Source organism: Aquaspirillum sp. LM1, from assembly GCF_002002905.1.
Classification (GTDB): Bacteria; Pseudomonadota; Gammaproteobacteria; order Burkholderiales; family Aquaspirillaceae; genus Rivihabitans.
This window is the reverse complement of sequence record NZ_CP019509.1, coordinates 1,989,269-2,011,561: the sequence shown is the minus strand read 5'-3', so window position 1 is coordinate 2,011,561 and position 22,293 is coordinate 1,989,269. Positions and strand designations below refer to the sequence as shown.

General features: G+C 62.4%; 22 protein-coding genes and 4 tRNA genes. 17 read left to right on the top strand and 9 right to left on the bottom strand.

Annotated features, from left to right (window positions below; all coding sequences use genetic code 11):
* Window positions 1-77 precede the first annotated feature (77 nt).
* The 6 genes from BXU06_RS08560 to uvrC all read right to left on the bottom strand — a co-directional run bounded on the left by BXU06_RS08560 (window position 78) and on the right by uvrC (window position 3,231).
* A tRNA-Cys gene (locus BXU06_RS08560) sits at window positions 78-151 on the bottom strand.
* A 66-nt stretch (window positions 152-217) separates the two neighbouring features.
* Window positions 218-293: transfer RNA gene (locus BXU06_RS08555), tRNA-Gly, on the bottom strand.
* 36 nt (window positions 294-329) lie between these two features.
* Window positions 330-405: transfer RNA gene (locus BXU06_RS08550), tRNA-Gly, on the bottom strand.
* A gap of 40 nt (window positions 406-445) precedes the next feature.
* Window positions 446-521, bottom strand: a tRNA-Gly gene (locus BXU06_RS08545).
* 74 nt (window positions 522-595) lie between these two features.
* Window positions 596-1,177, bottom strand: a complete 582-nt coding sequence (pgsA, locus tag BXU06_RS08540; RefSeq protein ID WP_077298660.1) for a CDP-diacylglycerol--glycerol-3-phosphate 3-phosphatidyltransferase — start codon at window positions 1,175-1,177, stop codon at window positions 596-598.
* Between the two features lie 257 nt (window positions 1,178-1,434).
* On the bottom strand, window positions 1,435-3,231 hold the full coding sequence (gene uvrC / locus BXU06_RS08535; RefSeq protein WP_077298658.1) for an excinuclease ABC subunit UvrC: 1,797 nt from the start codon (window positions 3,229-3,231) through the stop codon (window positions 1,435-1,437).
* Between the two features lie 185 nt (window positions 3,232-3,416).
* Between uvrC and guaB the strand changes: the two genes are divergently transcribed.
* Window positions 3,417-4,877 (top strand): IMP dehydrogenase, encoded by a 1,461-nt coding sequence (gene guaB, locus BXU06_RS08530; RefSeq protein WP_077298655.1) that lies wholly within the window; start codon window positions 3,417-3,419, stop codon window positions 4,875-4,877.
* Between the two features lie 406 nt (window positions 4,878-5,283).
* Here guaB and BXU06_RS08525 read toward each other — a convergent pair whose 3' ends face one another.
* Together BXU06_RS08525 and BXU06_RS17380 are read right to left on the bottom strand one after the other, a co-directional pair.
* Window positions 5,284-5,832: a hypothetical protein gene (locus BXU06_RS08525; protein WP_077298653.1), complete on the bottom strand. Its 549-nt coding sequence runs from the start codon at window positions 5,830-5,832 to the stop codon at window positions 5,284-5,286.
* Between the two features lie 333 nt (window positions 5,833-6,165).
* Window positions 6,166-6,354, bottom strand: a complete 189-nt coding sequence (locus tag BXU06_RS17380; protein ID WP_150125159.1) for a hypothetical protein — start codon at window positions 6,352-6,354, stop codon at window positions 6,166-6,168.
* Between the two features lie 452 nt (window positions 6,355-6,806).
* On the opposite strand from BXU06_RS17380, the gene BXU06_RS08520 reads away from it, so the two are divergent.
* The 5 genes from BXU06_RS08520 to BXU06_RS08500 all read left to right on the top strand — a co-directional run bounded on the left by BXU06_RS08520 (window position 6,807) and on the right by BXU06_RS08500 (window position 12,530).
* A complete protein-coding gene (locus tag BXU06_RS08520; RefSeq protein ID WP_077298651.1) occupies window positions 6,807-7,364 on the top strand; it encodes a glutathione peroxidase in 558 nt (185 codons plus the stop codon).
* 747 nt (window positions 7,365-8,111) lie between these two features.
* A complete protein-coding gene (locus BXU06_RS08515) occupies window positions 8,112-9,341 on the top strand; it encodes a branched-chain amino acid ABC transporter substrate-binding protein (protein ID WP_077298649.1) in 1,230 nt (409 codons plus the stop codon).
* A 188-nt stretch (window positions 9,342-9,529) separates the two neighbouring features.
* The gene (locus tag BXU06_RS08510; protein WP_077302768.1) at window positions 9,530-10,765 is read left to right on the top strand and encodes a branched-chain amino acid ABC transporter substrate-binding protein; all 1,236 of its coding nucleotides are present in this window, start codon (window positions 9,530-9,532) and stop codon (window positions 10,763-10,765) included.
* Between the two features lie 95 nt (window positions 10,766-10,860).
* A complete protein-coding gene (locus tag BXU06_RS08505; protein WP_077298647.1) occupies window positions 10,861-11,538 on the top strand; it encodes an alpha/beta hydrolase in 678 nt (225 codons plus the stop codon).
* Between the two features lie 158 nt (window positions 11,539-11,696).
* Window positions 11,697-12,530 (top strand): calcium-binding protein, encoded by an 834-nt coding sequence (locus tag BXU06_RS08500; protein WP_077298645.1) that lies wholly within the window; start codon window positions 11,697-11,699, stop codon window positions 12,528-12,530.
* A gap of 57 nt (window positions 12,531-12,587) precedes the next feature.
* Here BXU06_RS08500 and BXU06_RS17370 read toward each other — a convergent pair whose 3' ends face one another.
* Window positions 12,588-12,971, bottom strand: a complete 384-nt coding sequence (locus tag BXU06_RS17370) for a hypothetical protein (RefSeq protein ID WP_150125158.1) — start codon at window positions 12,969-12,971, stop codon at window positions 12,588-12,590.
* A gap of 108 nt (window positions 12,972-13,079) precedes the next feature.
* Between BXU06_RS17370 and hybD the strand changes: the two genes are divergently transcribed.
* The 11 genes from hybD (at window position 13,080) to BXU06_RS08445 (ending at window position 21,484) form a co-directional block, all read left to right on the top strand.
* Window positions 13,080-13,700: a HyaD/HybD family hydrogenase maturation endopeptidase gene (hybD, locus tag BXU06_RS08495; protein WP_077298643.1), complete on the top strand. Its 621-nt coding sequence runs from the start codon at window positions 13,080-13,082 to the stop codon at window positions 13,698-13,700.
* Between the two features lie 9 nt (window positions 13,701-13,709).
* Window positions 13,710-14,009: a HypC/HybG/HupF family hydrogenase formation chaperone gene (locus BXU06_RS08490; protein WP_216352448.1), complete on the top strand. Its 300-nt coding sequence runs from the start codon at window positions 13,710-13,712 to the stop codon at window positions 14,007-14,009.
* Between the two features lie 14 nt (window positions 14,010-14,023).
* Entirely contained in the window at window positions 14,024-14,473 is a 450-nt protein-coding gene (locus BXU06_RS08485; RefSeq protein WP_171982165.1) for a hydrogenase-1 expression HyaE, read from the top strand.
* Window positions 14,470-15,336, top strand: a complete 867-nt coding sequence (locus BXU06_RS08480) for a hydrogenase expression/formation protein (RefSeq protein WP_077298637.1) — start codon at window positions 14,470-14,472, stop codon at window positions 15,334-15,336. The genes BXU06_RS08485 and BXU06_RS08480 overlap by 4 nt, the downstream gene beginning before the upstream one ends.
* Window positions 15,329-15,535 (top strand): rubredoxin, encoded by a 207-nt coding sequence (locus BXU06_RS08475; protein ID WP_253189426.1) that lies wholly within the window; start codon window positions 15,329-15,331, stop codon window positions 15,533-15,535. Before BXU06_RS08480 ends, BXU06_RS08475 begins: the two co-directional genes overlap by 8 nt.
* Complete coding sequence (gene hybE / locus BXU06_RS08470) at window positions 15,532-15,963, top strand: [NiFe]-hydrogenase assembly chaperone HybE (RefSeq protein WP_077298633.1); 432 nt, start codon at window positions 15,532-15,534, stop codon at window positions 15,961-15,963. The genes BXU06_RS08475 and hybE overlap by 4 nt, the downstream gene beginning before the upstream one ends.
* Window positions 15,960-17,003, top strand: a complete 1,044-nt coding sequence (locus tag BXU06_RS08465; protein WP_077298631.1) for a hypothetical protein — start codon at window positions 15,960-15,962, stop codon at window positions 17,001-17,003. Before hybE ends, BXU06_RS08465 begins: the two co-directional genes overlap by 4 nt.
* On the top strand, window positions 16,996-17,337 hold the full coding sequence (hypA, locus tag BXU06_RS08460; protein WP_077298629.1) for a hydrogenase maturation nickel metallochaperone HypA: 342 nt from the start codon (window positions 16,996-16,998) through the stop codon (window positions 17,335-17,337). The genes BXU06_RS08465 and hypA overlap by 8 nt, the downstream gene beginning before the upstream one ends.
* A gap of 585 nt (window positions 17,338-17,922) precedes the next feature.
* Complete coding sequence (gene hypB, locus BXU06_RS08455) at window positions 17,923-18,840, top strand: hydrogenase nickel incorporation protein HypB (RefSeq protein WP_077298627.1); 918 nt, start codon at window positions 17,923-17,925, stop codon at window positions 18,838-18,840.
* Window positions 18,840-21,179 (top strand): carbamoyltransferase HypF, encoded by a 2,340-nt coding sequence (gene hypF, locus BXU06_RS08450; RefSeq protein WP_077298625.1) that lies wholly within the window; start codon window positions 18,840-18,842, stop codon window positions 21,177-21,179. The genes hypB and hypF overlap by 1 nt, the downstream gene beginning before the upstream one ends.
* On the top strand, window positions 21,176-21,484 hold the full coding sequence (locus BXU06_RS08445; RefSeq protein ID WP_077298623.1) for a GIY-YIG nuclease family protein: 309 nt from the start codon (window positions 21,176-21,178) through the stop codon (window positions 21,482-21,484). The genes hypF and BXU06_RS08445 overlap by 4 nt, the downstream gene beginning before the upstream one ends.
* Window positions 21,485-22,293 lie beyond the last annotated feature (809 nt).

Genomic DNA, 22,293 nt, shown 5'->3' with positions numbered 1-22,293 from the left:
CGCCGTGCCGGCCAGCGTTTCTTTCAGGGACAGGGCAAACGCAAAAAAGCCCTGAATCAGCATTCAGGGCTTGAGTCTGGAGGCGGAGGCCGGAATCGAACCGGCGTGGACGGCTTTGCAGGCCGCTGCATAACCACTTTGCTACCCCGCCGTAGGCGAACCAGCGAGCTGCGCATAATCCTGACAGGATGGATGACGGCAGCTTGCCGATATGAAATGGAGCGGGAAACGAGGCTCGAACTCGCGACCTCAACCTTGGCAAGGTTGCGCTCTACCAACTGAGCTATTCCCGCGTTTGCGGCGACTGGTACAAACACCTTCTGGCGGGGTGGAGCGGGAAACGAGGCTCGAACTCGCGACCTCAACCTTGGCAAGGTTGCGCTCTACCAACTGAGCTATTCCCGCATGGCCAGAACTTGTTTGCTGTTAATCTGTAACGAAAGAATGGAGCGGGAAACGAGGCTCGAACTCGCGACCTCAACCTTGGCAAGGTTGCGCTCTACCAACTGAGCTATTCCCGCGCTGTGTCTTTCGTTGCAGTTAATCGCTGCAAGAGACTGCGCATTATAAGCAAGTTTTTTTTGCTGTCAACACCTCACAACGATTTTTTTTCGGCACGTAACTGCTGCCCGGCCATCTGCAGATAATAAGCCATTGACCATAAAGTCAAAATTGCTGCGATCACCATTAAAAAATTTCCAAGCATCGGCGTATCAATTCCCGGCACGATGGGTTGCCAGTACAACAGCAGCAAAATCGCCACCATCTGTGCGGCGGTTTTCAGCTTGCCAATATAGGCCACCGCCACGCTGCGCCGCTCGCCCACCTGCGCCATCCACTCGCGCAGCGCCGAAATGGTGATCTCGCGGCCAATGATCACCATCGCCAGCCAGGCCTGGGTGCGGTCCAGCTCCACCAGCAGAATCAGCGCAGCGGCCACAATCAGCTTGTCGGCGACTGGGTCGAGAAACGCGCCAAACGCCGAGGTTTGCTCCCACTTGCGCGCCAGAAAGCCATCCAGCCAGTCGGTCACCGCCGCCAGGGCAAAGATCAGCGCGCCCAGACTATTGCGCCCGGCCAGCGGCAGCCAGCTGTCAGGCAGATAGAACAGCACCACAAACACCGGAATCAGGGCTACCCGCAACCAGGTCAGGAAAATCGGAAAATTGAACGGCATGGGTCTTGGCTGGCACGTTTCTGCCGGCAGGGCAGAAGGCGCTGCGGATCGGCAATCGGTTGGTCGGGCAGGGCCAGGGCCCTGCGGGATGAATTGATACAGACATGGTGCTGGTGGACTGCCCCGGCCCGTTTTGCGCGTTGCCAACAAACACCCAGCGTAGCGTTCCTGGTCAGGCGTGCTGCCGCAGGCAAGACACAGCCGTACGGCAAGGCCGCGCCACCACACCAGGTGGGGGTTGTGCGCGGCACTGACACTTAATGCAGAGCCCGGTGCAGAGCCTCGGCCAGGGTATGGCTGATGCCCTCTACCTGGGCCAGTTCATCCACACTGGCCGCCATCACCCCCTTCAGCCCGCCAAAGCGGGTCAGCAGGCGCTGGCGACGCTTGGCCCCGATACCAGGGATATCCTCCAGCCGCGAGGTGGTGCGCGCCTTGGCCCGTCGGGCACGGTGGCCGGTAATGGCAAAGCGGTGCGCCTCGTCGCGCAGGGTCTGGATCAGGTGCAGCGCCGGATGATCTTTCGGCAATTGTAACGTTTTTTGTTCGCGTGGGAGAATCAGCGTTTCCAGCCCCGGCTTGCGCCCCTCGCCCTTGGCCACGCCAATGATGGGCAGCGACGACAAACCCAGCTCGTCCAGCACCGCCATCGCCACGCCCACCTGGCCCTTGCCGCCATCAATCAGCAAGGCATCAGGCAACTGGCCTTCGCCGTCGGCCAGCTTGCTGTAGCGGCGGGTCAGCGCGTCGCGCATCGCCGCGTAATCATCACCGGGGGTAATGCCGCTGATGTTATAGCGCCGGTACTGGCTGGACTGCATGCCGCCATGGTCGTACACCACGCACGACGCCACCGTCGCCTCGCCCAGGGTATGGCTGATGTCAAAGCACTCCATCCGCTCCACCCCCGGCAGCGCCAGTGCCTCGGCCAGCGCCGCCAGCCGGTGGCTTTGCGTGGCTTTGGACAATACACGCTGGTCGATGGCCAGCCGGGCGTTTTTTTCCGACATCTCCAGCCACACCCGCCGCTCGCCCACGGTGTGATGCACCACCGCCAGGCGGTGTTCGGCCTGCGCCTGCAGCACCGTCACCAGTGCCTCGCTGACCGGCTGGTTGACCAGCATCAGCGGCGGCATGGGCGCGCCCACATAATGCTGGGCCAGAAACGCCTCCAGCACATCGCCGGCGTCCATCTCGATGGCGCGGTCCGGAAAATGGCTTTTATCGCCCAGATGACGCCCGCCGCGAATCATCACCAGATTGACACACGCCAGCCCTTCGGCCACCACGGCGGCAATCACATCACAATCCAGCTGGGTGGCGTTGCTGCTGACAAACTGGCGCTCCTGCACCCGCGCCAGCGCCTGAATCTGGTCGCGCAACGTGGCCGCCAGCTCGAATGCCAGCGCCTCGGCTGCCGCCTGCATCTGCGCCGACAGGTCGTCGATCAGCTCGGATTGCTTGCCCAGCAAAAACGCCGCCGCATGGCGCACATCGGCCTGATAACTGTCGGCATCAATCAGGCCCACGCACGGTGCCGAACAGCGCTTGATCTGATGCAGCAGGCACGGGCGCGAGCGGTTGGTAAATACGCTGTCCTCGCAGGTGCGCAGGCGGAACACCCGCTGCAACACCTGAATCGACTCACGCACCGCGTAGCCATTTGGGTAAGGGCCAAAATACTGGTGATGACGGTCCAGCGCCCCCCGGTAATACGCCAGCTGTGGCCAGGCATGGCCGGACAGCATCAGATAGGGATAGGACTTGTCGTCGCGAAACAGGATGTTGTACTTGGGGGCCAGCGCCTTGATCAGGTTGTTTTCCAGAATCAGCGCCTCGGCCTCGGAGCGCACCACGGTGGTTTCAATCGCGGCAATCTGGCGCACCATCAACTGAATGCGCGGGCTGAGGTCGGTTTTCTGGAAATACGAACTGACCCGTTTTTTCAGGTCGATGGCCTTGCCGACGTACAGCACCTGGACGTCGGCGTCGAGCATGCGGTACACGCCAGGCAGGGCGGGCAGGCTGTCCAGAACAGGTTTCGGGTCGAACATGGCAGAGCAGGCATCCGGCAGGCAGGATGCGCATTGTGCCATGGAGGCGCGGGGCCAGCTAAGACGCGCTCACAAAATGCGCCTGCGGCCAAGGCCAAATCGCCCTGGCCGCAGGCCGTTTTACGCTTTTTTGCCCAATCCCATAAAGTGTCGGTATAATAGACCTTTGCCGCAAAGGAATTCCCATGCGCATCGTCCAGAAAGCTTACACCTTCGACGACGTTCTGCTCGTCCCCGCCCACTCTGCCATTCTGCCGCGTGATGTCACCCTGGCCACTCAGCTGACCCGCAATATCCGGCTGAACCTGCCCCTGGTGTCTGCCGCGATGGATACCGTGACAGAAAGCCGCCTGGCCATTGCGCTGGCCCAGGAAGGCGGACTTGGCATCATCCATAAAAACATGTCTCCGGCCAAGCAGGCCGACGAAGTGGCGCGGGTCAAGCGTCACGAATCCGGCATTGTCAAAGACCCCATCACCATCAAGCCGGAAATGACCGTCGGTGAGGTCATCCGTCTGGTGCGCGAGAAAAAAGTCTCCGGCCTGCCGGTCATCGAGCACGGCAAGGTGGTGGGCATTGTCACCAACCGCGACCTGCGCTTTGAATCCCGCCTGGACGCTCCGGTGCGCAGCATCATGACCCCGCGCGAGCGTCTGGTCACCGTCAAGGAAGGCGCGGCGCTGGAAGAAGCCCGCGAACTGATGCACGCCCACCGTCTGGAACGCGTGCTGGTCATCAACGACGACTTCGAGCTCAAGGGCCTGATGACGGTCAAAGACATCGTCAAGACCAGCGAAAAACCCTTTGCCAACAAAGACGACCAAGGCCGCCTGCGCGCGGGCGCGGCGGTTGGCGTGGGTGAAGGCACCGAAGAACGCGTGGCCCGTCTGGTGGACGCCGGTGTGGATGTCATCGTGGTGGACACCGCCCACGGCCACAGCCAGGGCGTGCTGGACCGTGTGCGCTGGGTGAAGCAAAACTACCCGCAAGTGGACGTGATCGGCGGCAACATCGCCACCGCCGCCGCCGCGCGCGCCCTGGTGGACGCCGGCGCTGACGGCGTGAAAGTGGGCATCGGCCCCGGCTCGATCTGCACCACCCGCATCGTCGCCGGTGTGGGCGTGCCGCAGCTGACTGCTGTACATAATGTCACTGAAGCGCTGAAGGGCACTGGCGTGCCGATGATCGCCGACGGCGGCATCCGCTTCTCCGGCGACATCGCCAAGGCCATTGCCGCTGGCGCCAACTGCGTAATGCTGGGCGGCCTGCTGGCCGGCACCGAAGAAGCGCCGGGCGAAATCGAACTGTATCAGGGCCGTTCGTTCAAGAGCTACCGTGGCATGGGTTCATTGGGTGCCATGCAGCAAGGCTCCAGCGACCGCTACTTCCAGGACAACGAAGCCAACGCCGACAAGCTGGTGCCGGAAGGCATCGAAGGCCGTGTGCCGTACAAGGGTTCGGTGATTGCCGTTATCCATCAACTGATGGGCGGCCTGCGCTCGTCGATGGGCTACTGCGGCTGCGCCAGCATCGACGCCATGCGCACCCAGTCCGAGTTTGTGGAAATCACCTCGGCAGGCATGCGTGAATCGCATGTGCACGATGTGCAGATCACCAAGGAAGCACCGAACTACCACGTGGACTGAACAACCCCGTGGGCATGCAGGTGTTGCCCGGATAGACAAGAACCCCGTTGCCAGGATTGGCGGCGGGGTTTTGTCCATTTAGCGATGGCCAGGAAGAAACACTGGAAAAGCCAAAGCCATGGCGCGCCAAACTTTGGCTTAGTTCAAGCGAGCTCTTTGCATGCTGCGCACCAGCTCCTGCTCTGGTGTGTCATCAGAAGGCACTGCCAGCATGTGACGATAGCGCCGGGGAAAATTCTCATGATCAATAATCAAAGACTCTCCTGCCCACTGGCTGGCCAGCTCATGCACAGCGACCCGCAGATTTTACCGAAACACCAAAAAACTAGAAATAAAATTTATAAAAACAAGTCAAGATAATTTAAATACTTCTCAGTTGCTAAATTTTCAAATGCCAAAATTAATGCTACTCTGCTGTCCAATTGAATTTGGTAGCCAAACTCATCATTTGACGGTCACCCTGAATAACTTCTTTTAGCTGTTGATGAATATTTTCACTAAATTTCTTATCCACAATAATTTTTTGATAAAAATCTTCGGTGGTATTAATATTGTGCTCTTGTAAAACATTTTCCCAGTGCATGTTAAAAATTTTTGTGTAGTCTGCCCGTTCTTGATCTTTTCCATCATATAAGAAACTTTTGTTTAACGTAAGATGGCTATCTCCAAAACCATTGAACAATTTTGGCAACTCACCTCCCGTCATGGGCAGCACGGAAGCCAACCATGGTGGAATTTGATACATCTCCACAGGCAGTTCGCCTTGCACAGCAGAAGATGTAGCGCCCTTGGCTGCCTCTTGCGCCAACATCGCCTGCCCTTGGTCAGAGATGCTGGCGGCACTGGCTGGGTTGCGGGTGGAAGCTGGCGTGGAGGGCAGCGTGACGGCAGGTTTGCTATTGTTGGCACGCAATATCTGACCAATGCTGGCCAGCGAGGAAGTAATATTTAGCATAATCCATTCCATTTGAGAGTAAAGAAACAGCCATTACCATAAGCAGATGATGCGTGAATGCTAAGCACAGGGTTCTGTGCTTGGGTCAGGAAGCGCCGAACTACCACGTACAACCCTCCTGGCGTTGTTTCCCGACCTTGCCGTACGTCTCGTACTGCCTGCGGTCGTGCGCCTAGCCAGAATCGCTGCGCTGAGTTTTGTTCGTCGCTCTACCCCCCGTGGGCATGCAGGTGTTGCCCGGATAGACAAGAACCCCGTTGCCAGGATTGGCGGCGGGGTTTTGCTTTTGGCAAACACGATTTTATGGATAAATCAGCGCATCCTTAGCATGACTTACAGCGACCAATCCACCGCATTCAGCCGCTCCGCCAGGCGTGTATCGCCACGCAGCCACTGACGCAAGCGCGCCAGCCAGGGCGCACGGCGGGCAGACTCACTGGCCGCTGGCTTGATGCTGGGCACGGCGCGTTCAGTACGCGCTATTTGGGTAAGACTGGTTCGGGCAGTGGCAAGGTTGGGCATGATCAAATCCTGTCTGTCAGAAAAAGCCCGTCAGCGTGCATCTGGGCAGATGCTTGGCGCGGCGTGGCGATGAACCCAGCTTAGGGACTGACGATCAGGTTTGACCAGCGCAAAACTACCTAACGCTAGCATGATGATGGCAAATTCCGTATTCATACGGAGATAAAACTGTGGCAATTTAGCGACAGAGGCATGAATATTGGCCTACACGCCGTGTGCAGTACACCTTGACCAATCTGGACGGACCCCTGCTACACGATGGGGTGGGGTAGCACGCAACCGTACAATGACCGTTAGGGTAGGCGTCTGCCACGCACACCATGTCGGCATGCCGGCGTGGTGTTTTATTTTGTCCATGACAAAACATTGACAACCATAGCAACCGCTTCTATGTTGAAACGATTGCCTGATCATTTGGCGCGCGCCTCGCGCATGCGCTTGGAGAACCTGTCATGTTGCGTCCCCTTTTTTGTCTTAGCGCGCTGCTGCTGGCCTTCAGTACCGGCCTGGCCCATGCTGCCGACTGCCCACCGCTGCTCAAGCACCGCTTCACCACGCTGCAAGGCCAGCCGCTGGATTTGTGTGCGCACCAGAACAAGGTGATTCTGGTGGTCAACACCGCCAGCAAATGCGGCTATACCCGCCAGTTTGAGCCGCTGGAGGCGCTGTCGCGGCGCTGGCGCGATCAAGGCTTGCTGGTGATCGGCTTTCCCAGCAATGATTTCAACCAGGAGCTGGCCAGCAATCAGGAGGTGGCCGAGTTCTGCAAGCTCACTTACTTTGTCGATTTCCCGATGATCGAAAAAGCCCGGGTCAGCAGCGCGCAGGCCATGCCGTTTTACCGTCAGCTGGCCGCGGCCACCGGCCAGCCGCCGCGCTGGAACTTTCATAAATATGTGATTGCGCCGGGCGGCAAGCAGGTGTGGGCGTTTCCGTCCGAAGTCGAGCCGGATTCGCCGCAACTGCTGAAGGCAATTCAGCCGTATTTGCGTGAGTCCAGCGGCTTGTAATGGCAGCCATTTGGGACGCGCTGATTTATTCAGAAAAATCGTGTTTGCCAAAAGCAAAACCCAGCAAAATCAAAACACTGGATTCCCGCCTTCGCGGGAATGACAATTTTTTCAGCGTATCCTTTGCTGACTTGATCGGCTTGGTTTGCCGACTTGAATACATGCGCAAACCTTTAAATCCCCACTCATGCCAACTGACCCGGTGCGCGGCAAGCCTCGGCCTCCAGGCCGGGGAAGGATAGCGCGGTGCCGTAGGCGTTCTTTCGGCGGTCAGTGTTGGGTCTGCATGTATTGGCAGATGATCTTGATGGGCGCACTGCTGCAGAACACCAGCCGGACGTGTCCGTGCTGCGGCCATGTGTCGGCGGACAATCGCCAGACGCAAGCCTGATGTTTTGTGGCGGTTTGCCGGTGTGGGCTGAACTGGCTATATAAAATACGACATAACGTTGTCGTGAAACAGACAAGCCAGGCTTGCCCAGGGGGTTGCGCCTGCCGCAGCGGTGGGACAGGGCTGCCGCAAGGTCCCCCTCTCTCAACTCAACGCCGCGACAACGCCCCAGCCCCTGCCTGGCCATCGCCATGGCCACCAACAGCAATCATCCTGATTGATTTTGCTACTTTGCGACATAAACAGTCAGGATAAAGCCATTTTCCCTGAGTAAAATTGCCAAGCGCGCTGGTTCTGCGATGATGTCAATGATTGACTGAGTTGTTTTAATTGACTGACTGTTTCTGGAGCTGGTTATGCGTATTGCCCACCGTTATCCTGTGTTGATGCTGTCCCTGCTGGCCCTGGCCGGCTGTGGCCAATCTGCCGACAAGCCGGCTGCTGCTGCGGCTGCGCCTGGCACCACGGTGATCAAACTCGGCCATGCCTCACCGATGACTGGCCCGATTGCCCATATTGGCAAGGACACCGAATACGGCGCGCAAATTGCCGTGGACGAGCTCAACAGCGAAGGCGTCCAGCTGGACGGCAAGCCGGTGACGTTCCAGCTGGTGTCGGAAGACGACCAGGGCGACCCGAAAATGGCCACCCAGATTGCCCAGCGCATGGTAGACGCCAAAATTGCCGGCATGATTGGCCATTTGAATTCCGGCACCACCATTCCGGCCTCGAAAATCTACGCCGACGCCAATATTGGCCAGATCACCCCATCGGCCACCAATCCGGCATTTACCCAGCAGGGCTTTAAAACCACTTTCCGCCTGATTGCCGATGACGTGCAGCAAGGCAAGGCGCTGGCGGATTTTGCCGTGAATACGCTGAAGGCCAAGAAAATCGCCATCATTGACGACCGCTCGGCCTACGGCCAGGGGCTGGCCGATGAATTTGACAAGGCCGCCAAGGCGCTGGGTGTTGAAATTGTTAAACGCGAATTCACTTCGACCAGCGCCACCGACTTCATGGCCATCCTCACCGGCATCAAGGGTGCGCAGCCGGATCTGATCTTCTTTGGTGGGGTGGACGCCCAGGCGGCACCAATGGTCAAGCAGATGCACAAGCTGGGCGTGAAGGCCCCGCTGCTCAGCGGTGACGGCACGCAAACCGGCAACTTCATCAAGCTGGCCGCCGACGCCGCCGAAGGCCAGTACGCCTCGGCTGCCGGCGCACCGAAAGAGCAACTGCCTGGCTACGCCAGCTTTGCCGAAAAGCTGAAAAAGAAATACAACGCCGAGGTGGTGATTTATTCGCCGTACAGCTACGACGCAGTGAAGGTGATGGCCGCCGCCATGCAGAAAGCCGGCTCAGCCGACCCGGCCAAGTATCTGCCGGTGCTGGCCGCCACCCAGTATCAGGGGGCCACCGGGCTGATCCGCTTTGATGCCCAGGGCAATCGCCAGCATTCGGCAGTGACGATTTACCAGGTTCGCCAGGGCCGCTGGGAAGTGATTGGCGTGGTGGGTGGTGAAAATTCTGCACAGGCGGATGCACCAGCAGCGGGCAAAGACAGCGGAAAAAAACCCGACTGACCCCAGCGTGATGCTCCCGAACGCGGCACCCGGACAGGGGCCGCGTTTTTTTGTGCACTGCAATGGAACATATTAAGCCACTGCTGTATCCTCGACAGATTCAAACGCTTGTCAAATCGGCGTTGACAGCGCGAAATCGCATCATGAATAATCAGCCGGCCTTCCAAAATTTCACAGGGGAAAGTTTCATGAAGTATGCGCGTTTGAGCCTTATTGCTACCGCCGTCCTGGCACTGGCCGCTTGCGGCAAGGGCGAACAAAAACCGGCTGAACAGGCCGCTGCCCCGGCGGCACCCGCCGCTGCCAGCGAACTGGTGGTCAAGCTGGGTCAAGTGTCCCCGCTGACCGGCCCGATCGCCCACCTGGGTAAAGACAGCGAATCCGGCGTGAAGCTGGCGGTTGACGAACTGAATGCCGAAGGCGTGACCCTCGGCGGCCAGAAGGTCAAGTTCGAACTGGTGTCCGAAGATGACCAGGCTGACCCGAAAATCGCCACCCAGGTTGCCCAGCGCCTGGTGGACGCCAAGGTGGCCGCCGTCATTGGCCACCTGAACTCCGGCACCACCATCCCGGCTTCCAAGGTGTACGCCGATGCCGGCATCGTGCAAATCTCGCCGTCGGCCACCAACCCGGCCTACACCACCCAGGGCTTCAAGAGCGCTTTCCGTGTGATCCCGAACGATGTGCAACAGGGCAAGGCCATTGGCGACTTCATCGCCGATACGCTGAAGGCCAAGAAAATTGCCATCATTGACGACCGCACCGCTTACGGCCAGGGTCTGGCTGACGAAGTGGAAAAAGCCGCCAAGGCCAAGGGCGTCACCATCGCCAAGCACGAATTCACCACCAACACCGCCACCGACTTCATGGCCATCCTGACCTCGATCAAGGGTGCCAAGCCGGACGTGATCTTCTTTGGTGGCATGGACGCACAAGCCGGCCCGATGGCCAAGCAGATCAAGAAGCTGGGCATCACTGCCAAGCTGATCGGTGGCGACGGCTTCCAGACCCCGGAATTCATCAAGCTGGCCGCTGACGCGGCTGAAGGCCAGTTTGCTTCCAATACCGGCGTGCCGAAGGAACAACTGCCGGGCTTTGCCACCTTCAACGAAAAGTTCAAGGCCAAGTACGGCGAAGTGCAGCTGTACTCCCCGTACGCCTACGACGCCACCAAGCTGGTGGTAGCAGCGATGAAGAAGGCCGATTCGGCTGACCCGAAGAAGTACCTGGCAGCCCTGGCTGGCATCGAGTACGACGGCGTGGTGGGCAAGATCAAGTTTGATGACAAGGGTGACGTGCTCGACGGCGCGATTACCGTTTACCAGGTCAAGGGCGGCAAGTGGGAAGTCATGGGCACCGTGGGTGGCGCAGCTGCCGCTGCAGCCCCGGCGGCAGCACCGGCAGCCGAAGAGAAAAAGCAGTAATCTCTTCAGCCCCGCTGACAAGCCGGCTGGCTTGACGACAAAAACGGCATCGGCAACGATGCCGTTTTTTATTTTATTTTTTGTGGATCCCCCTGATGAGCCTCCCTCTCCTGGATTGCATTGAAGTGGTCACCGGCATTGGCACACCCCGCCACGCGGTGATCTGGCTACATGGCCTGGGCGCTGACGGCAGCGACTTTGCCCCGATCGTGCCTGAACTGGAGCTGCCCGACGATTTGCCGGTGCGCTTTGTGTTTCCGCACGCGCAGACCATGCCGGTGACCTGCAATAACGGCTATGTGATGCGCGCCTGGTACGACATTCTGTATATTGATTCGATCGACCGCAAAGTGGACCTGAACGGCATTCGTGACTCACGCGCGCAAATCGACGCGCTGATTGCCCGCGAAATCAGCCGTGGCGTACCAGCTGAGCACATTGTGCTGGCCGGGTTTTCCCAGGGCGGTGCCATGGCCTACACCACCGGGCTGACCCAGCCGGACACCCTGGCCGGCATCATCGCCCTGTCTACTTATATTCCCAGCCTGGACTACCTGAGCGAACACCGCCATCCGGCCAACCAGCACACCCCGGTGTTTGCCGGCCATGGCGAATTTGACAATATCGTGCCGGTGGCGCTGGGCCAGCGCGCAGTGGATACGCTCAAGGCCCACGGCCAGCCGGTAAGCTGGCACACCTACCCGATGATGCACGCGGTGTGCATCGAAGAAATCCAGGCCATTGGCCAGTGGCTGCGCAGCGTGCTGAAATAAGCCACAGCGGCCAGGTCGCTCCGATGCGGATTGCCGCCCTGATGGCCCGGTTTACCTATCTTTACCCAGCTTTACCCTCTGTGCTGCTGACGACAGTGGCGGAAGTTTTTACCATGACAAGCATCTGATTCAACGGTTTTTACCAGAGGAGAAGCTTGATGGGACATGGACATGGCAACGGTCGCGGACCGGGTAATGACGGGCTGGCTGGCGGTGGCAAGGGCGTGGGCGCAACCGTGACCTCGGTCACCCTGACCAGCGGTGCGGACAGTGTGGGCACCACCGGCAACGACCTGATTCTGGCCACGGCGGCCACACTGAACAGCGGCGACAGCCTGGTGGGTGACACCGGCATGGACACCCTCAGCCTGAGCGGCAGCGGCACCTTCAACCTGAACAGCCTGACGGCGTTTTCCGGCATTGAACGCATCCAGGGCGACAGCAGCGACCAGGTGTTTCAGCTCAAGGACGGGGCAGACCTTAGCCTGAGCACCGGCAGTGGTCACAACACCATCACCACCGGTGCCAGCGGCACCCAAAGCCTGCAACTGGGCAGCGGCAGCAATACCGTCACGGCAGGGGCCGGCACCACGCTGGTGACCACCCACGGCGGCACCGATGTGATTACCGGCGGCAGCGGTGCCCTGAATGTGCGCGCTGAATCCGGCATCACCAGCATTATTGCCGGCAGTGGCGGCAGCCATATCGACCTGGGCTGGGGCAAGGTGACCCTGACAGCCGGTACCGGCGTGGACGTGATCGACCTTGGTCATGGCAGCGGTAGCGCCACGGTCACCAGCTTCACCCAGGGCAGCGACCTGCTGCAAGTACACGATGGCCATGTGTCCAGCTATGCCGAACTGCTGACCGTGGCCACCGTCACCAGCGCCGACGGCAACACCACCATCAGCCTGAGCGGTGGCCCCAGCGTGACCCTGGTGGGCGTCAGCTCGGTCAGCGCCAGCGATTTTGATTTTACCCACGGGGGATGAAGCAGGGGGCGTCCTACTAGTAGCCAGTCACCATGATCTGAATCGACTGACAGGCGATTAGACCGCTTTCGGCATGAGTTTCACCTCAGGTGTCGTTCCCGCGAAGGCGGGAACGACAAGTCGGGTGAGGTTCATGCCGAAAGTGGTCGAGTCGCCGTCCCGTTGAAATACCCGCGTGCAGGCGAGTGCGCTGACCTTGGGTATCTGTGCCAATGATCGGTTCATATCTGGGTGACTGGCTACTACGCTGATAGGCGTGAAGTTTGAGTGATGTTGATGAGTTTGGCGGCGCCCCCAGGCGCCGCTTTTTTTTGCGCCGGCGGTGCAGATGCTTACCGGCCCGGCAGCCATGGATAGCAAGCTGCATATATCACTTTCGTTTTCAGTATAAAACTGCAAATCAGATAACCAGTAAAAATCTGGCCCTATCTGATAAATCACAGCAAGCTACTGATCTAAAACATAAATCTATCCTGACCGCCTTTTTTGACCCATGGCACGCTTTGTGTCTGTGTTACATCACCCGTAACACACCAACAAGCGGCCCTTATGACTGACTCTCCCCATATCGTCATCCTTGGCATTGGCAATCTGCTGTGGGCTGATGAAGGCTTTGGCGTGCGCGCCGCCGAAGCGCTGTACGCCGGCTGGGCGTTGCCCGACCATGTGGAAGTGGTGGATGGCGGCACCCAGGGCCTGGCACTGTTGCCCATTGTCCAGTCGGCCAGCCATTTGCTGATTCTGGATGCCATCGACGCCGGCCTGACGCCTGGCGAGCTGGCCGTATTTGAAGACGACGCCGTGCCGGCCTACCTGACCGCCAAAAAAATGAGCCTGCACCAGACCGGGTTTTCCGAAGTGCTGGCGCTGGCCGAACTGTCCGGCCAGGGGCCGGCGCAGCTGGCGCTGGTGGGGGTGCAGCCGGTGCAACTGGAAGACTACGGCGGCAGCCTAACCGACGCGGTGCGTGCCCAGCTGCCCGCTGCACTGACCCATGCCTGCCGGATTCTGGCCCGCTGGGGGGTGACGCTGACCCCGCGCAGCCAGCCGGCGCAAGGGGGCCTGCACGACGCCAGCCTGGCGCTGTCTGCCTACGAACAAGGCCGGCCCAGCGCCGCAGACGCCTGTCGGGTGGGCGATGCGCGGGTGCTGGCCCAGCGGGAGGATTAAGCCATGTGTGTGGGCATTCCCCTGCAGATTGTGACGCTGAACTCGCCGTTCACCGCGTTGTGCCGTGGCGCGCAAGGCGAGGAAACCATTGACTTGTCGCTGGTGGGGCCACAGCCGCCTGGCACCTGGCTGATGACCTTTCTGGGTGCCGCCCGTGAAGTGATCGACGCCAACACCGCCGCGCAAATCCAGCAGGCGCTGGACGCGGTGGCCGCCGCACTGGGCGGGGCCACCGACCTGGACGCGCATTTTGCTGACCTAATCAACCGCGAACCGCAACTGCCCGACTTTTTGCAACCCCCTGCCTGATGGAGCTCCCCCGCGTGACTGCCCCGCTTTCCGCTGCCCTGACCCCCCTGCTGGCCCGCCTGACCGCGCGTGGCTGGCCGCTGCTGCGCCTGGCCGAACTGGACGGATTTTCCCGCCAGCACGGTGCCATTGTGGCGTTTTGCAGCGATGACCCCACCCGCCTGCCAGAAGTGGCCGATGCGGCGGTGATTTTGCCCGAACTGCTCAAGGATGGTGGCTTTGCCCTTACCCCCTGTCTGCTGCACCCGGCGGACAACGCTGCGCTGCAGGCGCAGTACGGGGTGATGAAATACCCGGCGTTTCTGTTTTTGCGCGACGGCGGCTATCTGGGCACGCTGGCCGGTTTGCGTGGCTGGGGCGAATATCAGCAGGACATTCAGGCTGTGCTGGCCCGACCGGTCAGCCGCCCACCGGCCATCGGCATCAAGGTGGCCAGCCCGACCTCGCCAGGAGCGTGCGCATGAAACCGTTTCCCCTTCCCGTGGTGGCCTTTGTCGGGGCCGGTTCGCAACCTGAAGACCCCGATCTGGCCTATATGCCGCTGCCAGTACAGATGGACAGCTTCACCATGCCGGCGCTGCCCAGCTCGGAAGACATTCGCCATCTGAACACCGCACTGGCGGTGGTGGGCGAGCTGGCCGAACTGGCCACCCGCTGGACCCCGGCTGCCGGCAGCCTCAGCCGCTCGCTGGCCGGCCTGCCGGCAGCCGACCTGACCCTGATCAACCAGGTACTGGGCGAAGGCGAAGTCAGCGCCAGGGCATTGCTGGCCGACGGCGGTGAAGTGCGTATCCAGGAATCGGTGTTTGCCGGGGTGTGGCGGGTGTGTACGTTCAACGCTGCCGGCGAGCAAACCGGCGATGCGGTGGAAATTGCCCCGGTGCCCAGCGTGCTGATTGAGCGCGCCCAGGCCAGCAGCCGCTGGCTGGACAGCCTGCCGGCCCTGCCGCCCACCCTGATGAATGCGGCGCCAATTGGCGCGGAACTGCTGGCCCGCCAGCGCCAGGCGCTGGACCACCCGCATGTGATCAACTTTACCCTGCTGCCCGTTACCCCCGACGACATGGCCTGGATCGAAGGGCTGATTGGCGAAGGCCAGGTGGGCATTTTTTCGCGTGGCTACGGCAAATGCCGGGTGCTGGCCACCGCGCTGGTGCATGTGTGGCGGGTGCAGTATTTCAACACCATGAACACCCTGCTGCTGGACACGCTGGAAATCACCCGCATCCCCGACGTGACCCTGGCCGACGGCGAGGACATTGCCGATTCTGCCGAACGCCTGGCCCAGGCGCATGGCTGGCTGCTGGGAGAATTTGACCATGTTTGAAGGCAGCTATCTGGGCGATGCCCAGCGGCTGACGGCGGACACCCGGCTGGAATGCAAGATCTGCTGGTATGTCTACGACCCGGCCCAGGGCGATGATGTCTGGCAGATTCCGCCTGGCACCCCGTTTGTCGAGCTGCCCGCGCACTGGAAATGCCCGGTGTGTGATGGCGCGCGCGACCAGTTCATGGTGCTGGAATGAACCCGTCGGCCACCCTGTGTGCGGTGTTCCAGCGCATCCAGACCGAGCGCATGGCCGACGTGCCGTTACTCAATCCGGCCATTCAAGTAGAGGCGGTGGGCTTTCGCTTGTGGCAGGATAGCTGGCTGGGCGTGCTGATCACCCCCTGGTGCATGAATTTGCTGGCACTGGCGGAAACTGTCCCGTTCGCGCCGCTGGCGCTGGATGGCAGCCACAGCATTGCCCTGCCCGATGGCCCGGTAAACTTTGCCGGGGCCTTCGAGCCGGCGCTCGGCCATTACCGCCAAGCTTCGCTGTTTTCGCCGATGTGGCAATTTGCCAGTCAGGCAGCGGCGCGGGCCACGGCTGAGGAAGTGATGAACCTGCTGTTTCCGGCCACGCCCGCGCCTGATTTGTCGCGGCGTCGGCTGTTTGGATTGCGCGCATGACCCCTGCTGACCTTGCCGGCCATCTGAGCCTGACCGTGCTTCACGATGGCCACACCCTGACCCACTGCCACAGCCGGTTTGACCGCCCGGCGCTGGCCGCCCGCCTGTGTGCCGGCCTGAGCCCGGCTGACGCCGCCCAGCGCCTGCCGCCGCTGTTTACCGTGTGCCGTCATGCACATGGCCTGGCCGCCAGCCTGGCGGTGGCCGCCCTGAATGGCCCAGCCCAGGCCGACCCCGCCTCCCTGGCTGCGGTGGAAGCCGAAGCCCGCCAGGACATGCTGCGCCGGGTGGCGCTGGACTGGCCCGCCGCCTGCGGCGACAGCCCGGACGCGGATTTTCTGGCGGCGCTGCGCACCCGGCCAGACGCGGTGGCCGACGCGCTGGCTGAATTTGTGCTGGGCGAACCCTGCGCCGACTGGCTGGCACGCGGCTACCACGGCTGGCTGGCCTGGGCACGTCAACGTCACACCCAGTACGCCTGGCGGCTGGCCGAGCTGATGGCCGAATCCTGCGGCGGCATGCCCTTGCTGGGGTTTCCGACCGAACGCGAACTGGCCGCGCTGGGCCGTGACCTGCTCGACGACGATGCCTTTGCCCTGGCCCCTACCTGGGTGGGCAGCCCGGCAGAAACCGGCCCGCTGGCGCGCCAGGCCAACTGGGTGGCCGGCCTGTTTGCCGCCGAATACTGGCCAGCAGCACGCATGCTGGCGCGGCTGGTTGAACTGGTGCGTCTGAGTCAGGGCAGCGCGGGTTATCAGGCGCGCGCGGTGGCGCTGGATGGGCAACGCGCGGTGGCGGCGGTGGACACCGCGCGCGGGCTGTTGCTGCACGCGGTGGCGCTGGACGCTGCCGGCCAGGTGGCCGACTGGCGCATCCTGCCGCCCACTGCCTGGAATTTTCATCCCGAAGGGGCGTGGGCGGCGGCGCTGGACCGCGCCTTGCCCGAGCAGGCCGGGTACGCCGCCGAGCGCGCCGCGCTGTGGCTGGACCCGTGCGTGGCCTGGACCATTACCGTAAAGGACAGCCGTTCCCATGCATGAAATGTCACTGGCCGAAAGCATTGTCAGTCTGGTGGAAAGCCACGCCGAAGCGGAAGGCTTCAGCCGGGTAAAGGCCATCTGGCTGGAAATTGGCGAACTGGCCGGCGTAGAGGTCGAGGCGCTGACTTTTAGCCTGGAGGTGGTGATGCGCGATACGCTGATGGCCGGCGCGCAGGTGCATATCCGCCGCCTGCCTGCCGAAGGCTGGTGTCTGGCCTGTTCGCAGGCGGTGGAGGTGCGGGATCGGGTGAGTGGGTGTCCGTTGTGCGGCAGTCATCAGTTGCAGGTGAGTGGTGGGGAGGCGTTGCGGGTGGCGGAGCTGGAGGTGGAGTGAGGGGGTAGGTTGGCGGTGGGTTGGCTGCGCTGCGCGCAGAGGGGCTGGGGCTGGATTGAGACGGGGATGCGCCCCGTGCGCGCCCTACTTTCTTTGCTTCGCCAAAGAAAGTAGGCAAAGAAAGGCGACCCCGGGACGCGCGCCTGTCCGCCGCCTGCGGCGTCGGCGGTGCCCTGTGCTTCTCGCCAGCCCGGGCCGTCCCGGAAACTCGCGTCAGCTGCGCTGCCGCTCAAACAACCAGGCCGGACTGCCCCCGGGCTGGCTGCGATGCTCGGCGCGCTTTAGGGGGAGGTAAACCGGTTAGACGCGACGGTTTGGGCATTGAATATTGTCTGTTTTGAATTTTGGCATTGATGTTTTGCGTCATGTCGAACGTGCTTTTTTCATGCCCCTCACCGCCGCTGAAAACAACCGTCATTCCCGCGCAGGCGGGAATGACGGTTTTTGATTTTGTTTGGTTTTTGTAAGTAAAAATAGTTAAAAAAATAACAACACTTGCCCGGCAGGCTGGGCAAGCAGGATGCGCGTTGTGGTCGGCGCGGATAGCAACAGGCGGCCCGGAGCAGGGCCGACAAGGAGAGTCTTATGTGTACGGTATGCGGCTGCGGCCCGGATCAGGTCCATATCGACGGGCAGGTGCCCGGTCATTTCAATTATCGCGCGCTGGGTCGCAAACCAGCAGCGGCACTGTCGCCGACACGCGCGGATGACGGCGCGCTGGATTACGGCAGCGGCCCGGCGCGTGCGCATGCGCCCGGCCTGAGCCAGGCGCGCATGGTCAGGATCGAGCAGGACATCCTGTCGAAAAACGACCAGTACGCCCAGCATAACCGCGACTGGCTGGAAGAACACGGTGTGCTGGCGCTGAACCTGGTATCCAGCCCCGGTTCGGGCAAGACCACCCTGCTGGCCGCCACCGTGGCGCGCCTGCTGCCTGACATGCCGGTGGCGGTGATTGAAGGCGACCAGCAAACCAGCCACGACGCCGAACGCATTCGCGCCGCTGGCGCACCGGCGGTGCAGATCAACACCGGCAAGGGCTGCCATCTGGATGGCCATATGGTCGGCGAAGCGTTGCAACGCCTGGCACCCGCCGAGCACAGCGTGCTGTTTATTGAAAACGTGGGCAATCTGGTGTGCCCGGCGGCGTTCGACCTGGGCGAAGCGGCCAAGGTGGCGATTTTGTCGGTGACCGAGGGCGAGGACAAACCGCTGAAATACCCGGACATGTTTGCCGCCGCCCGGCTGATGATCCTCAACAAGATTGACCTGCTGCCCCATCTGGACTTCGACGTGGCCGCCTGCATGGCCTACGCCCGTCGGGTCAACCCGACCATTGAAGTGCTGCAATTGTCGGCGCGCACCGGCGAAGGCATGGACGCCTGGCTGGCCTGGCTGGCGGCGCGGCGCAACGAGGTGATGGCCGCCCAGCACAGCACGGTGGCCGACCTGAAAGCCCGGATTGCCGCACTGGAAGCCCAACTGGCCGAGCAGGGGCTGTAATGCCCTGGCCGCTGCCCTGCCCGGCGCTGCCCGATGCTGGCCCGGCACGCCTTGACGTGCGGCTGTGCGGCGGCGTGCAGGGCGTGGGCCTGCGCCCGGCCATCTGGCGGCTGAGCCAGCGCTGGCCACTGGCCGGCTGGGTGCGCAACGACAGCGACGGCGTCAGCATCGTGCTGGAAGGTCAGGCTGCCGATCTGTACGCCTGGCTGGCGGCGCTGCCTGCTGCGCTGCCGCCGCTGGCACAGGTGGACCATGCCGAACTGAGCGTGCAGCCGTGTCAGGGCGAAACGGGCTTTGCCGTGATCGACAGCCAGCCCGGCACCGGCGGTAGCGCACGCCTGCCGCCGGATCTGGCCCCGTGCCCAGCCTGCCTGGCCGAGCTGTTTGACCCCAATAACCGCCGCTGGCGGCATCCGTTCATCAACTGCACCGACTGCGGCCCGCGCTTTACCGTCAGCCGCCGGCTGCCGTATGACCGCGCCCACACCAGCCTGGCCGGCTTTGCCTTGTGCCCTGACTGCGCCGGCGAATACCGTCAGCCGGCTGACCGGCGCTTTCATGCCGAGCCGATTGCCTGCCCACACTGCGGCCCCCGGCTGAGCCTGTGCGACCTGAACGGCAGCCCGGTGGCTGGCGATGCGCTGTCGCATACCGTGGCGCTGCTGCGTGCCGGGCAGATTGTCGCCATCAAGGGCGTGGGCGGGTTTCATCTGGTGTGCGACGCCGACCAGCCGCAGGCGGTGGCCATGCTGCGCGCACGCAAGCGTCGGCCCGCCAAGCCGCTGGCGGTGCTGGCGCTGAACGCCGAATCGCTGGCCGACGTGGCCGAGCTGTCGCCACTGGCAGTACGCTGGCTGAACCACTCCAGCCGGCCCGTGGTGCTCAGCCCGGCGCGTGCCGAACTGGACGCTATCTGGCCGGGCATTGCCCCCGGTGTGGGCCGGGTGGGCGCGCTGCTGCCGATGTCGCCCTTGCATTACCTGCTGTTTCACGAAGCCGCTGGCCGCCCAACCGGGGTGGACTGGCTAAGCCAGCCACACCCGCTGCGGCTGGTGTTCACCAGCGCCAACCTTAACGGCGCACCGCTGATTACCGACAACGCCCAGGCGCTGCGTGAGCTGGCCGGGCTGGCGGATTTTATTCTGCTGCACGACCGCGAAATTGTCGCTCGCTGCGACGACAGCGTGCTGGCGGTGCGCGGTGAGCGCCAGGTATGGGTGCGCCGCGCCCGGGGCCGCACGCCGGCACCGCTGGCCGCGCCTTCCGGCATGGATGTGCTGGCCTTGGGCGCGCAGCTGAAAGCCACCCTTACTGTGGCTAGCGGCAGCGCCTGGCACACCTCGCAGCACCTGGGCGACCTGGATCACCCGGACAGCTGGGACGTGCTGGAAGACGCCATGCGCCACTGGCTGACGCTGACCAGCGCGCAGCCCACCCGCATCGCCCACGACCTGCACCCGGATGCGCTGTCCTCACGGCTGGCCGCCGAGCTGGCGCTGCGCTTTGACGCCGAGCTGATTCCGGTACAGCACCACCACGCCCACCTGGCTGCCGTGCTGGCCGAACACCACTGGCCGGGGGACGCCCCAGTATTGGGCCTGGCGCTGGATGGCTTTGGCCTGGGCGACGATGGCGGTGCCTGGGGCGGCGAGCTGCTGCGCGTGCGCGGTGCCGACTGCGTGCGGCTGGGCCGGCTGCGTCCGCTGGCCTTGCCCGGCGGCGACATCGCCGCCCGCCAACCCTGGCGCATGGCCGCCAGCGTCCTGGCGGCGCTGGGCCACGATGAAGCCGACATCACCGCCCGGCTATCCGCCCAGCCCGGCGCGGCGGCGGTGGCCGCCATGCTGGCGCGCGGCGTCAACTGCCCGCCCACCAGCAGCCTGGGCCGCGCCTTCGACGCGGTGGCCGCGCTGGCCAGTGTCTGTACCGAACAAAGCTACGAAAGCGAAGCCGCGCAAAAACTGGAAGCCCACGCCCAAGGCCCCTGGCCCACGCCCGACCCGGCGCTGTGGCGGCTGGCCGATGATTTGTCTGAACTGGATCTGCGCCCGCTGCTGGCGCGCATCAGCGCGCTGGCCGACGCCGACGCCATCGCCACGCTGTGGCACGCCAACCTGGCGGCGGCGCTGGCCACCTGGGCACACGCCGCCAGCCAGCGCGAAGGCGTGCGCCACATCGTGCTGGCGGGTGGTGTCTGCCTCAACCTCACTTTGCTGGATGCGCTATGCGCCCGGCTGAACGAGGTCGGCCTTACCCCGCTGCTGGCCATCGACCTGCCGCCCAGCGACGGCGGCATCAGCCTGGGGCAGGCGTGGGTGGCGCGACACATTGGCCGATGACCGCGCGTGCGCCAGCGGTGTACATCCTGGCCAGCCAGCGCAACGGCACGCTGTACGTTGGGGTGACTTCTGACCTGGTGCAGCGCATCTGGCAACACCGGCAAGGTGAGACGGACGGATTTACCCGTCAATACGCCATCAAACAGCTGGTGTACTACGAACAACACGCCAGCATGGCCGACGCCATCCTGCGCGAGAAGCAACTGAAAAAATGGAACCGGGCGTGGAAACTGCGCCTGATTGAACAACACAACCCCAGTTGGCGGGATTTGTGGGATGAGATTATTGGCAATGGCCCTGGGTGACAGCGTGCGTCCGGTGGCTCGCTGTGGATGCTTCTGGATTCCCGCCTGCGCGGGAATGACGGGGTGGAAGTGCAACGGACGGTGGATGAAGGCAACTGAAATGTGAATGGTTGCAACGGTGCCACATCCCACACCGGCAGCACTCCACCCGCTCGTCGTTCCCGCGCAGGCGGGAACCCAGACCGCGCCACAGCGTGCGCCGTGGGCGTTGAGCGTTGCGGGGCAGTCGAACACGCACCTGCTGCACGCTGTGGATGCCCCTGGATTCCCGCCTGCGCGGGAATGACGGAGTGGAAGTGCAACGGACGGTGGATGAAGGCAACTGAAATGTGAATGGTTGCAACGGTGCCACATCCCACACCGGCAGCACCCCACCCGCTCGTCGTTCCCGCGCAGGCGGGAACCCAGACCGCGCCACAGCGTGCGCCGTGGGCGTTGAGCGTTGCGGGGCAATCGTGAGAACACGCACCTGCTGCACGTTGTGGATGCCCCTGGATTCCCGCCTGCGCGGGAATGACGGGGTGGAAGTGCAACGGACGGTGGATGAAGGCAACTGAAATGTGAATGGTTGCAACGGTGCCACATCCCACACCGGCAGCACTCCACCCGCTCGTCGTTCCCGCGCAGGCGGGAACCCAGGCCGTGCCACGCAGTGCAAACGTAGTGTGTTCACCTGCGGTGTGCCGTGATGGAAATGACCGACCGCACGTTGTGGATGCTTCTGGATTCCCGCCTGCGCGGGAATGACGGGGTGGGGTGCGATGGATGGATTTTTCACCCTGGCGATTTCTGCCAGGGCATTTTGCAAG

What these genes read in the sequence shown, in the direction of transcription:
- pgsA (WP_077298660.1), bottom strand. Translation starts at nt 1,177, where the DNA reads ATGCCGTTCAATTTTCCGATTTTCCTGACCTGGTTGCGGGTAGCCCTG.
- uvrC (WP_077298658.1), bottom strand. Translation starts at nt 3,231, where the DNA reads ATGTTCGACCCGAAACCTGTTCTGGACAGCCTGCCCGCCCTGCCTGGC.
- guaB (WP_077298655.1), top strand. Translation starts at nt 3,417, where the DNA reads ATGCGCATCGTCCAGAAAGCTTACACCTTCGACGACGTTCTGCTCGTC.
- BXU06_RS08525 (WP_077298653.1), bottom strand. Translation starts at nt 5,832, where the DNA reads ATGCTAAATATTACTTCCTCGCTGGCCAGCATTGGTCAGATATTGCGT.
- BXU06_RS17380 (WP_150125159.1), bottom strand. Translation starts at nt 6,354, where the DNA reads ATGCCCAACCTTGCCACTGCCCGAACCAGTCTTACCCAAATAGCGCGT.
- BXU06_RS08520 (WP_077298651.1), top strand. Translation starts at nt 6,807, where the DNA reads ATGTTGCGTCCCCTTTTTTGTCTTAGCGCGCTGCTGCTGGCCTTCAGT.
- BXU06_RS08515 (WP_077298649.1), top strand. Translation starts at nt 8,112, where the DNA reads ATGCGTATTGCCCACCGTTATCCTGTGTTGATGCTGTCCCTGCTGGCC.
- BXU06_RS08510 (WP_077302768.1), top strand. Translation starts at nt 9,530, where the DNA reads ATGAAGTATGCGCGTTTGAGCCTTATTGCTACCGCCGTCCTGGCACTG.
- BXU06_RS08505 (WP_077298647.1), top strand. Translation starts at nt 10,861, where the DNA reads ATGAGCCTCCCTCTCCTGGATTGCATTGAAGTGGTCACCGGCATTGGC.
- BXU06_RS08500 (WP_077298645.1), top strand. Translation starts at nt 11,697, where the DNA reads ATGGGACATGGACATGGCAACGGTCGCGGACCGGGTAATGACGGGCTG.
- hybD (WP_077298643.1), top strand. Translation starts at nt 13,080, where the DNA reads ATGACTGACTCTCCCCATATCGTCATCCTTGGCATTGGCAATCTGCTG.
- BXU06_RS08480 (WP_077298637.1), top strand. Translation starts at nt 14,470, where the DNA reads ATGAAACCGTTTCCCCTTCCCGTGGTGGCCTTTGTCGGGGCCGGTTCG.
- BXU06_RS08475 (WP_253189426.1), top strand. Translation starts at nt 15,329, where the DNA reads ATGTTTGAAGGCAGCTATCTGGGCGATGCCCAGCGGCTGACGGCGGAC.
- hybE (WP_077298633.1), top strand. Translation starts at nt 15,532, where the DNA reads ATGAACCCGTCGGCCACCCTGTGTGCGGTGTTCCAGCGCATCCAGACC.
- BXU06_RS08465 (WP_077298631.1), top strand. Translation starts at nt 15,960, where the DNA reads ATGACCCCTGCTGACCTTGCCGGCCATCTGAGCCTGACCGTGCTTCAC.
- hypA (WP_077298629.1), top strand. Translation starts at nt 16,996, where the DNA reads ATGCATGAAATGTCACTGGCCGAAAGCATTGTCAGTCTGGTGGAAAGC.
- hypB (WP_077298627.1), top strand. Translation starts at nt 17,923, where the DNA reads ATGTGTACGGTATGCGGCTGCGGCCCGGATCAGGTCCATATCGACGGG.
- hypF (WP_077298625.1), top strand. Translation starts at nt 18,840, where the DNA reads ATGCCCTGGCCGCTGCCCTGCCCGGCGCTGCCCGATGCTGGCCCGGCA.
- BXU06_RS08445 (WP_077298623.1), top strand. Translation starts at nt 21,176, where the DNA reads ATGACCGCGCGTGCGCCAGCGGTGTACATCCTGGCCAGCCAGCGCAAC.